Source organism: Photorhabdus australis DSM 17609, from assembly GCF_000711895.1.
In the GTDB taxonomy this organism is placed as follows: Bacteria; Pseudomonadota; Gammaproteobacteria; order Enterobacterales; family Enterobacteriaceae; genus Photorhabdus; species Photorhabdus australis.
The window spans coordinates 190,635-204,445 of the sequence record NZ_JONO01000003.1 but is presented as its reverse complement, the minus strand read 5'-3'; the positions used below and the strand labels follow the sequence as shown (position 1 = coordinate 204,445).

General features: G+C 37.5%; 9 protein-coding genes. All 9 read left to right on the top strand.

The features are described from left to right. The first annotated feature begins 12 nt into the window (after window positions 1-12). A complete protein-coding gene (locus tag BO26_RS00880; RefSeq protein ID WP_036768144.1) occupies window positions 13-456 on the top strand; it encodes a GPW/gp25 family protein in 444 nt (147 codons plus the stop codon). Next, window positions 453-866, top strand: coding sequence for a hypothetical protein (locus BO26_RS00875; protein WP_036768143.1), 414 nt, complete (start codon window positions 453-455; stop codon window positions 864-866). The genes BO26_RS00880 and BO26_RS00875 overlap by 4 nt, the downstream gene beginning before the upstream one ends. A gap of 68 nt (window positions 867-934) precedes the next feature. Beyond that, complete coding sequence (locus BO26_RS23845) at window positions 935-3,670, top strand: hypothetical protein (protein ID WP_036768142.1); 2,736 nt, start codon at window positions 935-937, stop codon at window positions 3,668-3,670. Beyond that, window positions 3,663-6,632 carry a hypothetical protein gene (locus BO26_RS00865; RefSeq protein ID WP_036768141.1) on the top strand — a complete coding sequence of 990 codons (2,970 nt, stop codon included), beginning with the start codon at window positions 3,663-3,665 and terminating at the stop codon, window positions 6,630-6,632. The genes BO26_RS23845 and BO26_RS00865 overlap by 8 nt, the downstream gene beginning before the upstream one ends. 138 nt (window positions 6,633-6,770) lie before the next feature. Next, entirely contained in the window at window positions 6,771-7,619 is an 849-nt protein-coding gene (locus BO26_RS00860; protein WP_036768140.1) for a phage tail protein, read from the top strand. 62 nt (window positions 7,620-7,681) lie between these two features. Next, the gene (locus tag BO26_RS00855) at window positions 7,682-9,577 is read left to right on the top strand and encodes a contractile injection system tape measure protein (RefSeq protein ID WP_036768139.1); all 1,896 of its coding nucleotides are present in this window, start codon (window positions 7,682-7,684) and stop codon (window positions 9,575-9,577) included. 9 nt (window positions 9,578-9,586) lie between these two features. Next, complete coding sequence (locus BO26_RS00850; RefSeq protein WP_036768138.1) at window positions 9,587-11,671, top strand: ATP-binding protein; 2,085 nt, start codon at window positions 9,587-9,589, stop codon at window positions 11,669-11,671. A gap of 24 nt (window positions 11,672-11,695) precedes the next feature. Continuing rightward, entirely contained in the window at window positions 11,696-12,595 is a 900-nt protein-coding gene (locus BO26_RS00845; RefSeq protein ID WP_036768137.1) for a Pvc16 family protein, read from the top strand. Window positions 12,596-12,759: 164 nt separating this feature from the next. Further along, window positions 12,760-13,659 carry a cycle-inhibiting factor gene (locus BO26_RS00840; RefSeq protein ID WP_036768136.1) on the top strand — a complete coding sequence of 300 codons (900 nt, stop codon included), beginning with the start codon at window positions 12,760-12,762 and terminating at the stop codon, window positions 13,657-13,659. Window positions 13,660-13,811 lie beyond the last annotated feature (152 nt).

Here is a 13,811-nt window from a genome sequence, read left to right as displayed (position 1 = left end):
TAGGACAGTAAAATGACAAACAAAATATTGGCTGATATTTATGGTCGCGGCTGGGCATTTCCGCCACAGTTTTTTATCGATGAAAATATTCTTGAAGCACAATCCGGCGTAAAAATGGCGGAAGGAGCAGAACATGTTCGCCAGAGTATGAAAATCCTGTTTTTAACGGAACCTGGCGAACGGATTATGCGTGAAGATTATGGTTGTGGCCTGAATGATTATATGTTTGAAAATATCAGTGATGAACTGATCGCACGAATTCAAACGCGCATAGAAGAGCGAATATTACGTTATGAACCCCGTGCAGAAGTGACAGAAATTCAGGGGAGCCAGAGAACCGATTTGCCTAATACCTTACATGTTCAGGTGACTTATGCCCTGAGAGGTAGCGAAATAAGCCAGCAAATTGAAGGTATTCTTGAGATTGGCGAAGGACCGATACAGGTGATCTTATGAGTAAACAACTGGTTGTTGATGGCGACATCCTGCTATTCGAACCGTTGTTTGGTAACCGGCAGGTCATCATTTTGGGACCCGCAACGATCAGAGGCAGCGGGCACGCGCAAATCCGGGGGAAAAAGATCGTTATTGCGGGGGACGAAAAAAAAGTACAGTTTCAAGCTCAGTATATTACCCCCAGCCACCCGATACCCGGTATGGGCATGGTCACTATTGCTCAGTTAGATGCTAGCCAGCAGATAAACTTTTGTCGCAGCCCTGTCACGATGATTATTGTCGGGCAACAATTTACTGCCCGTTTTACTCCGTCACAACTGGCAACTAGTCAGGCTGGCCTAGATGTGGCAACACCCAGTATGGGAAAAGGTCGTTTTATTGCCAGTCAATATGCCGTTAGTGCCGGGTAGATAATTCAAATAACCATGATCTCCTGAAAACATATTAAGGTTATATTTAAATAACAGGTGGCGTAAATATGGAACAGACCGGATTAAATAATAAACTTACCGCTATCGTACCGGATACCGCTTTTAAACTTGATGAAAGAAGTATATTGGATATTTTAAATTGGTTGAAAACATATGCGGAAAAAATCCCCTTTGATCAAAGGAAAAAACAATTCTGGGACAGTTTCTACTTTATTCAGGAAAATCATCCTCATCACTTAGCGGATATTTACCAAAATGCGAATAAAGCAAATGGCCTTTTACCCGCACATCAGGCATTTTTACTGGCTTTTTTAAAACTATTAGAAACGACTAAAATATTATTCAATACCTTCCCGGCACGACATCGTAATCTTTATTACCGGGAGTTATTGGGTTTGAAACCCAGAAATGCTCGGGCGGATCAGGTTGCGATAGGTATTACCCTGAATTCTGATTGTACTGAATATCTTATTCCGAAAGGAACGCTTTTTGATGCCGGGCATGATAGCGCGGGAAATCCGTTACAGTATGTGGCCGAATCCGATTTATTGGCGAATCAGGGAGTGTTGACCGATTTGTATTGGTGTCGAAAAGAGGGTGATGGCTGGAAATCGGCAATACTACTTAATCTTGCAGATGACATTAAATTACCTGAAAACGGTATCCAGCTTTTTAGTTCGACATCCCATGATGTTCCGGTTCTTTCTGGCTATCTGATTACTTCGCCTCTATTTGCCATGTCAGCAGGAAAACGCAGTATTAAAGTGACACTGGCGAGCAAGTGGAAGGGGAATCGTGATCACATCACCGCTCAGATCAGTTCGGGAGATCATTGGCTTTCACTACCGAAACCTTCTATAACAACGGAAATAAAAGGGGATACTGAAGTCTATTGCCTTACATTTTACTTGTCAGCTAATAATGATCCCATCACGCCTCCTGATGGCTTGGATAATATGACATTTAAGGTACCGGTATTAAAGCTAGGTACCACTCATGGCTCGATTTTGCCTGAGATTACCGGCATAGAAGTCAGTGTTAATGGTAACCGCAGTGTGTACTATGCCTCTGATGGCGGTATTGAACAAACGGATACAACCAGCTTTCCCTTTGGTCAATTGCCGTCGTTAGGCTCTGGTTTTAATTTGGTTGCCCCGGAATGGTATGGCACTGAAAACGCAACAGTGACAATGACTCCTCAATGGATTGGATTGCCTATAAGCAGTTTTTCAACATGGTATGACAAATATGATCCGAAGCCTGCCAGTAATGGGGTGTTCAAAGTGCGGGGTTACTTAGTCACATCTCAAAAGAGAAATGTTCTTAATGACGCTAAATCTCAATCATTATTCGGTGGAGATAAAGAACCCCAAGGACAAAGCCTAGAATTTACCTTACCAGCAATGGATTACCCTCTTGCAGACAGCCCAGAGCCTAATGATTGGCCTGCATCGGTGCGTATAGAACTGGTTGAGCAAGATTTTATGCACACCCAATACTGGCAAGCGCCTAAAGATAAGAATTTACCCTATACACCACAAATCAGTGCGTTACAGGTTCAATTCAGCGCTAAAGCTAAAGCTAAACAATTTGCTGTTTATCCTCTGGCACCTTTTGGCCGTGGCGAGGCAGCAGCAGAAACATCAGCATTCACCCATGAGGCATTTTATTTGGGATTTACGGGGATACTGCCAGGGCAAACGCTATCTTTATATTGGCAGTTAGAAGGTCTTAAGGCGCTTAATTTATCCTGGTTTTATCTCAACCAGCACAATATCTGGAGTCCATTGGATAAACTTGTTCACGACCAAACTCGTAACCTATTTGACCGGGGTATCTGGCGTGCCTTATTGCCGGAGGACGCGGCAAGTCAAGTCGCTATGATGCCGGCGGGACGGTACTGGCTGAAAGCAGAGATAACCAATCAGATTGAACCGCGGGATTATCCACGCATTAAGGGCCTGTTGTATAACGCCACAATTGCCACCTTAATTAATTCAGAAACAGTTGCACAGGATCATTTTATCAATGGATTGGCCGCCGACAGTATTAAACAACCGGTCACTGCATCCGTTGCGATCAGTGGTGTTACCCAACCTTGGGCATCCTGGAATGGTCATCCGGCAGAAACTGAGCAAGCCTTTTTGAAACGGATTCCTACCCGGCTATCTCATCGTAACCGAGTGTTGAGTTGGGGGAATATGGTGACATTGCTAAAAGATCATTTTATTAGCTTATTTGATGTCAGACACCATTCTGGCAATAAATTAACCACGATTCCGGCACCAGAAAAGCAACAATTGATCGTGATCCCAGACAACCGTCATAAAGATAACGATGATGCGCTACGTCCTGAATTGAACCAGTCTCAATTGAAAGAGATGGTTGAATGGTTAGGTCGATTAAGTAGCCCCTGGGCAGCCATTGAAATTAACAATCCTACCTACGTTAACGTCCTGATCCGTTATCAACTGGCATTTGTTGCCGGTATTAGTCCCGCCTATGGCTATTATCAACTACAACGAGAATTGAGTCGGCAATATATGCCATGGGGAGAAAATCCTATTATTGGTGTTGCAATCGGTCGTCACATTGATTATTACCAGCTGTTAGCCACGATTCAGCGATCACCTTTGGTCGAGCGGGTGATGAACTTAACGTTGGAAAAAGATAATCAGCTTGAGGCTAATACAGGTAAAAGTATTGAAGCTGACGATAATGAAGTACTGATTTTAGTTTGGCCTGAAAAGAATTCCTCAAACCAAGGAGTTAACAATGAATAATCAGGATGCATTGTTTTCCATCGTCAAAGATGATATTGCCTTTGATACCTTACTCACTCAGGCTAAGACGATTATTAAGCAACAATCCGGGCAATGCTGGAGTGATATGGGGGAAAATGATCCCGGTATTACTCTATTAGAAGCCTGTTGCTATAGTGCATCTGATCTAGCCTACCGCCATTCACTACCACTTCGAGATCTTCTCACGCCTGAACAAGAGGAACAGATATCCGGTGATGGTATTTTTCCACAAGAGTTTGGCCCGCAACAAATGCTGACCTGTGGCCCCATTACCGCGGAGGATTATCGCCGGGCATTGTTGGATTTGCACAGTGGCGACACTTTAAATAGTGACGACACAGTTCATGGTTATTTTTTATTTAATGATGTACTGCTGATATGTGAACCTGAAGGCCAACGCTATGAATACTGGTATAACAAAGAGAAGCGTGAATATAGATTTAAAAATTCTGGAACAGATGGCAAATTAACCCTAAGAGGAAACTACTGGCTTTATTTACTCCCAAGTCGGGAAACTGAAACCAATAAAACTCAGGCTGAGAAAATTCTGCAAGAATTCCTGAAAGACAACCGTAATTTGGGAGAATTCGTCAGTAAAATTATTTGGCTGGAACCCGTCGATCTACCATTACAGATTGATATTCAGCTAAATGATGATGTCAAAGATATCGCTGACATATTGGCTAAAATTTATATGACAGCGGAAGAAATAGTGATTGAAAAGCCATTACGCTATACCACTGAGGCAATGAAGGAACAGGGTTACAGTAATGAAGAAATTTTTGATGGGCCTTATTTACATCACGGTTGGATACCTGAATTACCACCGCTCAAAAATTACGACTGCCCGATAGAATTAAATCTCAGTCCTCTGGTTAACCGATTATTGACGATTAAAGGCGTTCAAAGTGTAACCCGGCTGGAATTAGGTAAGTATGATACTGGCGTTATTTCTCCGCTACTGAACGATAATTGGTCCTGGAAAATTGTTAAAGGATATTATCCCAGACTATGGGGTCAGGATCCGTTAGCGTTGATTACCTCACCAGACAGTCCACTAACTATTATTGCTAAAGGTGGCGTGAAAGTTTCGGTTTCTAAAGAAGATATAGAGAAAAAGCTCATTACAGAACCGCTGATTAATATGCAACCAGAATTATTAAACTGGGGAAAACATCGTAAAGTCCGGGATTACTATCCGGTGAGTAATAAATTACCTGCCTGTTATGGATTGCAGACTGACGCTAATACTCAACAACAAAAACAATTGCATCAATTTATGCTGCCTTATGAGCAAATATTGGCTAATGGCTGCGCTGAACTCGCTTTATTACCAAAACTATTGGCATTTAAACAGCGAGGAAATGCGGTATACGGTGTGCAATGGCCTTTTAAAACGAATACGATTAGTCAAAAAATGCATCAGGAAATAATGCCTGACTTAATTAAGAAGTTAAATGATGATGCGCAAATTGACAGTAATGACAGAAGTTATTCTAAGGAATTGGAAATTCTGGATTATCTGTTAGGCTATTTTGGAGCTCATCGTGCAGCCAGACCTCTGATACTCAGCCGACAGGATTTTCTATCTACCCAGCGTGGTTACTTAGCTCAACAGCCAGAATTAGCCTATCACCGTAATAATATTCGTATTGATAAAGTATCGGCACTGCAAAAGCGAATTGCAGCCAGGCTGGGTTTGGGGAAAAAATGTTTCAATGAACCGCCAGATCTGGCCGACTTGCCTTTTTATTTAATTGAGCATCGTCGGCTCTTACCGGTGAAACCTAATGTGAAATCCGACAAGGAACAAGAGCATCAAGTTCTGGATTTGGATATTAAGGATAACCCTGGTTCTAAAAGCCATCATTTAATTATTACCCAGAAAAAAGAAGTAGTAGGACAGTTACTGCGTGGGCAGATGATTGACCTGATTATTAAAGGTAAAAATGAATTCACATTGCGGGGCCAAATAATTACTGAGATTACAGAAGAATCATTTTATCTTGACACCCGTAACAGTGCGGTTTTGGAACACAGACTGAAAGAAGTGAAGGAGGCATGTAAGGCTAACAATTTATTCTGGTGTGATAGTCCGGTGTGGTTAGAAGACATGGATTATCAACTGGTTTATGACGATAAATTACATCAAAGCAGTAAAGAAGATGAACGATGGATTGTCTCTAATGCCCACAGCCCTTTCCCTGCAATGATCAATAAAGGTGATGAAATTACCCTGAAATATGTTATTACGCCGTATGTATCACCAACAGAAACGTCGACGGATTCGAATTCTTCATCTGTTTATAAGCTTAAAGCCAATATAGTGGATTTTGATCGTATTGAAGGTCGGATAAAACTTAAAAAAATAGAAGATAAAGAAAATGATTTTCCACCAGAGGCAGAAGCATGGCGTTATCGCTGGTATTTCTCCAGTGAAAAATATGCTCATACCGACCGTTTTTCATTTGTCGTCAGCATAGTTATTAATCGTCAGCTAATTGAGAATAGCAATGTTGATCCGCATAAACTGGAATCGTGGGTAAAAACCGAGATTTTAGCTGAATTTCCTGCTCATGTTTCTATGATTATTCATTGGTTGTCACCGGAACGTTTTGGCAATTTTGCCAGCACTTATAAACGTTGGCAAAATAATGGCTCTCCTTTAGGGGATGAAGCCTATCATATTTTAGAAATGTTAACCCTGGGACGTTTGCCCCCGGAATCAACTGGTACGGGAAATATGCGAATTGCTACGGAAGAACAGAAAAATGAAGTCATCAAAGCATCTGATGATGAGTTGCGCGATAAGATAATCAAAAGTAATCAGCTATTATATGTGCCTGGAGCTAAGATAGATGCGGGAACTAATGATAATGAAAAAAATAAATCATCTGAAAATTCTCAATCTCAGCTTGAAGATGATAAAAACAAAGATTAATTTACACATGAGAAAGGGTAATGTTTCATCATAATAGGAATCATTTATTTTACTATTAAATTAATTATCCTTTATTATTGAGTAGTAATATCCAAATGGGTATTTAAAAATAATTCAATATTATATGAGGTGATAAAGATGGAAAAAGAACATAATTTACCAAACAAAGAAAATACTAAGATTGAATTAAAAGATCTCTCAGCAGATGATTTAAAAGATCGTTTTAAAGCAGGTAGTATTCCATTGCAGACTGATTATAAACATTTAATTGATATGGCTGATATTGGCCGCAAAGCAACCGGGCAAGCGCCTGGGCAAGCTGATAATCCAAATTCAGCGCTGAAACTGGATGAGCATGGCAGATTAGTGGTTAAAGCTGGAAATGGTATCACTGTTGATGAAAATGGCATTAAGATTAATCCAGACCAAATTTTTCCTAAAGGAATGATCGTGATGTTTTCAGGTTCAGAGTATGAAATTCCCCTAGGTTGGGCTTTTTGTGATGGAGGAAATTATAATGGAATTTTAGTTCCGGATTTAAGAAATCGTTTTATTATGTGCGGTAATGACTTTTCTGAAAAAGGGAAAGGTAGTAAAGCCAGTGGTAGTGGAGATAAGAAAAATTTCTTCAAAGATACAGAATCAACTACGGTGTCTGTCAACGTTGAAATAAAAGACACTACACTGAATATCTCACAAATACCCAAGCATGACCATATTGGAGGGCTTCCCTATTTTAGAACTCAAGGATTTGCATATGGCAGTACTGTTATTGGATCAACAAAATACCAAATTAATAATGAATCGTCTCTTTCTTCGACAATTTGGCACCCAAATCCACATGGAAATGATTATCATCCACATACATCAGAAGTTGGGGAAGGAAAAGGACATAATCACTCAGCCACAGCATCATCTGAGTCACATAGCCATAGTGTTGATGTGGTTCCGCCTTACTATTTATTAGCCTTTATTATAAAAATTTAATTTTATTTCACACTGGCAGATTCACATCATCTATTTTTATTAATTAAAAAGGAAATATTTATATGATTTCTGAGAAAAATCTGCTGAATCGGATTACCATTAATATTGAAGCTGATAATCAACCAGAGGCTAAAAAAATATTACATGGTTCTCTACTAAATCAAACAAATATATATAAACTATTTAACTTATACTTTAATGAATATACTATCAATCAAAATGTTTATTTGGAAACATTATCACTGGATCTTGGTAAAATAAGCTTACATGATTTTAATTCATTGTTTCCGATTAGGCTTAATGCTGCTCTAAATAGAGTGTTTAGCCAATATTATCAGAATAATAATGAGGATAAAATCTTTCTAAAATATCCAGTTATAATAAAAAACACCCGTAAACCTTCTTTACCTAAAAATGATTGTTTAATTAACGCAGAGGAATTTATTCATTATTTATATCAAAAAGACTTTAAATTAAATTCAGAAAAAATAATGCTAAATAATATCAATGTCAGACAGTTAATTAATCAATTAACGCGAATGGAAAGTAAATTGACATTATTATTGGCAAAAATTTGTTTATCTGAATATAGTTTGCAGCGACTTCTTTCTATCAATCAACCGGTTTTATTGACTGCCATTAATCGCAAATTATCAGTGGATGAAAATATATCACAGCATCAGGGGGAATTAGTTTCCTCTGGTCAACTGATATTGAATGCACTGGGATATATGCAGTCGCATAATATACAGGAAATAATCAAGCCAGATACGCAAGTAATATCACGTATTATGGCTGATCTCAATCAGGGAATACTTAATATTTCGCCTGTTATTACGTTATTTCGTCAAGCTATTTTAACTCATCATTCCTCATTAAATGCATGGTTAGCGCAGCTTTGGCAAACAGATCCCATTCCACAACTTTGCAAAAAACACCTCTCTATTCAGCAATATGAAACTTTAGTTAATCGCTTTAGTTATCAAGAGCAAACTTTCAGGGAATATACTTTACAGCAGACAATGGAAGTTGATCCATTATTAATTCAGTTATTACAAATATTAGCGATAAAGCCTCAGCAAGATTTACCACCATTAAATCAGCATCAACTTTCATTAATAGCGACAGCGATCCAAACAGGGGAGGCCAAAACCGAAAATATTCTCCAACTATTGCAACATCCGGCGTTATATAACAGAGCAGGTACAGCATGGTTAGCACCATTATGGCAATCAGCTTCTGTTTCACAAATATGTAAAAAACATCTTTCTGCTGAGAAATATAACTACTTGTCGCGACGTTTTATGCCAAATAATGCAAACCAGATATTAACCTCCCAGGATCAGTCAATATTACCAGCACCAGATAACTTACACATTAAAAGTAATAACTGTAGTCAATTGCAAACTATTAACCGGTCGCGGGTTGAGCCGATTTTATTGACGGAAAAAACGCCTCTATATTCAGTGAGTAATGCTGGAATATTAATTCTATGGCCGATGTTGCCTGCATTGTTTAATCACCTTGGTCTGCTTGAAGCACAAAAATTTATTCATCATCAGGCTCAGTTTAGTGCGGTTAATTTACTGGACTACCTGATTTGGGGAGACGAAGAGGAACAAATAGAAAGAAAGGCATTAAATAACGTATTGTGTGGGCTAATGGTCAATGAAGATAATGAATCAATTTCCCTTGAGACAGAAAAACAGTTGATAACAGAGCAATGGCTGGATGCAATTATCGCTCAACTTTTTGGTTGGAAAAAATTAAGTCGTAATGACGTTCGTCAACTATTTTTACAACGGCCTGGTGAATTACGGATGGGCGAACAGGAAATCAAAATCACAATCCAACATCAGCCATTTGATCTGCTATTAAACGACTGGCCATGGCCGTTAAATATCGCAAAACTTCCTTGGCTGAATCAGCCTTTATCCATAGACTGGCAAAACATTTAAAAGGTTTATATGAATTCTTTACTTAAAAATAACCATTATATGATGGCTGAGTTACGTTGGATTTATCCTCATGTGGAACGTATTGATCTGTTGTTGCAGCATTACTATTATCAAAAGAGAGATAAATACGATTCCTTACCAGAGAGTTTTTTACTTGCCGAAGATAAAGTAGATCAATATTTGGCACAACCGCAGGGCATTCCTCATTGGTTATCTGAGATGAGTGATATTGTTAACTACCCGGAAACGGAAGAACAGTTTGCCACTAATGCTCTATTGCTATTGATCGAACGTTTTGAACTCACTGAATTTGAACGTGATGTTTTATTACTTGGCTTGTTGCCGCATTTTGATATTCGCTATCATGCGCTGTTTGCTTCTTTGCATGGTAATAGTAAAAGACAGTGGCCCAGTTTTGCTTTAGCGATTGAATTATTTAGTGAATGTCAAAGTGATCGGCAAGTACTGCAAAATAGCTTATTACCGCCAACGCCATTAATTAATCATCATCTATTACGACTCAATAATGACGAAGAGTCTATCTGGTTACAAACGCAATTTCTAACTCACAATGCAGTCTGGCATTTTTTATTTGGTCAGAGAGTTATTTTACCTCCTTTAATAACTTGTACTTACTGGTGTCCCCCTTCACCATTTACCTGGTATCCGCCAGCGCTTTGTCATCCACTTGAGAAAATATTATTGAATGAAACAGACAAAATACGTCCATTGGTAATACTCAGAGGAAAACAGGCTAGTGCCAGAGAATTAGCGGTGAGTAATATCATGGCGTTTCATGGCATCAATACGTTAGCCCTTGATTTGGCTCGTCTGCCAAATGAAGAAAACTTAACTGTAATATCTGACTTGTTAAAAAACGCAGTACGGGAAGCCCGGTTACACGATGCCTGTTTATTAATCCGCAATTTTTCCTTGCTGGCAGAAGAAAAGAAAATATTAAATAGCGAATTATCCATTTTGCTGAACCAACCAAAATTACGCGTGGTTTGTTTAGTAGAATCAGGGGATTCATTAGTGTGGATTAAACATCTGTCTATGGTGCAAATTAATATGCCTGTAGCAACATTGGCAGAAAAAGGAATCATGTTGAGAAGAAGCTTACCGAGTAATTCTTCAGATGAGATTAATATTGAAAAATTATGTCATCGTTTCTCATTTACAGCAGAAACATTACCATTAATTCTTAAAGAAGCAGGCCAATATCAAATACTTCGGCAACCGGAAGGTCAATTGGAGGAAATAGATTTGTACAAGGCATTAAGTTTCCGCGCTCAACAGAACTTCGGTAAATTAGCCCAGAGAATTACGCCTAAACGCCACTTTAATGATTTAGTAATTTCTGATGAATTAGTTCAACAATTAAAAGAAATTATCGCGGCAATTAATTACCGTGACCAGGTTCTGAGTTCTGGCTTTCAGGAGAAAATAAATTATGGTACCGGTATTAGTGCTTTATTCTATGGTGAATCAGGGACGGGAAAAACCATGGCCGCAGAAGTGATTGCAGGACATCTTGGTGTTGATTTAATTAAAGTGGATCTTGCTACCGTGGTGAATAAATATATCGGTGAGACTGAAAAGAATATTGCCCGCATTTTCGACCTGGCGGAAGCTGATTCCGGGGTACTGTTTTTTGATGAAGCCGATGCATTATTTGGCAAGCGCAGTGAAACTAAAGATGCTCAGGATAGACACGCTAATATTGAAGTGTCTTATCTGTTACAACGATTGGAGAATTATCCGGGATTGGTGATATTAGCCACGAATAACCGCAGCCATCTGGACAGCGCGTTTAATCGCCGTTTTACCTTTATTACCCGTTTCACTTATCCTGATGAAATATTGCGTAAAAAAATGTGGCAGGCTATTTGGCCAGAACAAATTAGATTATCAGACGAAATTAATTTTGAACATTTGGCTAAACGGACTGATTTAACAGGTGCCAATATTAGAAATGTTGCTTTATTATCATCGATATTGGCAGCCGAAAACAATAGCGTCCAAATTGAAAATAAATATATAGAACGAGCAGTGATACTAGAATTAAATAAAACGGGTCGCTTGATTTTTTAAATATTTAATAGAGTAGGAGTTAATATGATAAATATAATTGAACCTGATAATGCAATTGTTGAGGTTAATAATGCGTTGAATGGGATTTTATCTCATTATTTAAATGTTTCTGGTCAGAAAATTGATATCCGTTTTGATCTACCTGAAATGGAATCAATTCCATCATATCCTACAGTGAGTGTATTTCTTTATGATATACATGAAGATCTACAATTACGTTCTGCCGAATCCAGGAGTTATCATCCTGCCTCCAGCACATTATTGCCGGGATGGGTAAATATTAATTACAACTATTTAATTACTTATTGGCATTCAAATAAGCCATCAAGCGATAGTACTAATCCAGATAGCCAGCCTAATAGTCAAGCTGTGAAAGTTATGACATGTATTTTGAACGCATTAGTTAATAGCCGGCAATTACCTACAATTCCTGGAGCCTATACCAGAGTGATCCCGCCGCAAGAAAATCTAAATAGCCTGGGTAATTTTTGGCAAGCTCTCAGTAATCGCCCTCGACTTTCTTTATTATATTCAGTCACTGCACCGGTAAAACTATTAAATATTAAAGATGCGATAACACCAGTTAGCCGAATTTCCTCTTCTATAAATCAAAAATCGAGTCTAAATAGTTCACAAATAAATCAGGTTCTGACAAAGAAATTGTATTCAGATTTGGGGGGGACAGAAGATGCGTATCTTGCTCTTGCTAAAGTTAATCTGAAAACTGAATTCACCACAGAGAATAATGAAAGTCGGGAAAATAAAAACGTTATTCTTAATGTTTCTGGTATTACCCATTCGGATTATGTATTCAAAATAAGAGGTATTCTTGCGACCTGGAAAAATAGTCATAGTGCCATTGTTAATGTAAGTGACACCGGTATTATTATTGAGGAATATTCTGAAGAATTAATTGGCATATAAGAATAATAAGTGACTGTTTTTATATTAATTGTTCCATATGGAAATATTTTAGTGTATTCGTTTTAATGTATCGCCCGTTAATTAAAAATGGAATGTAAATAATTTATTGATTTATGTATTGTTCATTGTTGATATGTTTTTTTATTAAATATATAGGTGGTAATATGATGCGAAAATACAGTAACGAAGATGATTTTATAAAAGAAAAAACAAATTTAGTAAAATCTGAAAATGTAGAGGCAGATAACTATCTGGAAACGGAATATCTTACTTATTTAGCTAAATTAATTGGTATGACAGAGCGAGAAAATCATCATTTAAATTCCATAAAGTTAATAGATGATATTATAGAATTACATAATGATCGTAAAGGAAATAAACTACTCTGGAATGATAATTGGCAAGATAAAATCATCGATAGGGATTTGCAAAGCATATTTAAAAAAATTGATGAAATGGTTTCTGAATTTGGTGGACTTGAAGCTTATAAAGATATTGTTGGGGAAAATCCTTATGATCCTACGGAGCCAGTTTGTGGTTATTCTGCACAAAATATATTTAAATTAATGACGGAAGGGGAATATGCAGTTGATCCAGTAAAAATGGCGAAAACAGGAAAAATAAACGGTAATCAATTTGCTGAAAAACTGGAACATCTTAATAGTTCAAATAATTATGTTGCATTAATTAATGACCATCGACTTGGACATATGTTCTTAGTTGATATTCCATCGACGAATCGAGAAAGGGTAGGATATATCTATCAGTCAGATTTAGGAGATGGCGCATTACCCGCCCTTAAAATAGCAGATTGGTTAAAATCCAGAGGAAAAGAATCGATTAATGTGAATAAATTAAAGAAATTTTTAAATGATGAATTTACTATGCTACCTGATAATGAACAAAAAGGATTAATCGCGGAAATTTTTGATCTAAATAAAGATATAGATAGTGTGAAGTCAGGTAAAATTAAAAAAGATAAAGCGGTAGATATTTACTTAAGAGAATATGACATCAATGATTTCATTAGCAATATTGAAAAATTAAAAACTAAACTAGCTTAATTTATCTGTTATTTATATAAGCTTGAAAATATTTAAATTTCCTATATTAACAATAAGATATAATTTTCATGATATTTAAAATGTTAAATTTGGCAGTTTTTTATTTACTTGGCAATATTTTTCGTTATCTGATTTGTCAGAAATTTATTTGT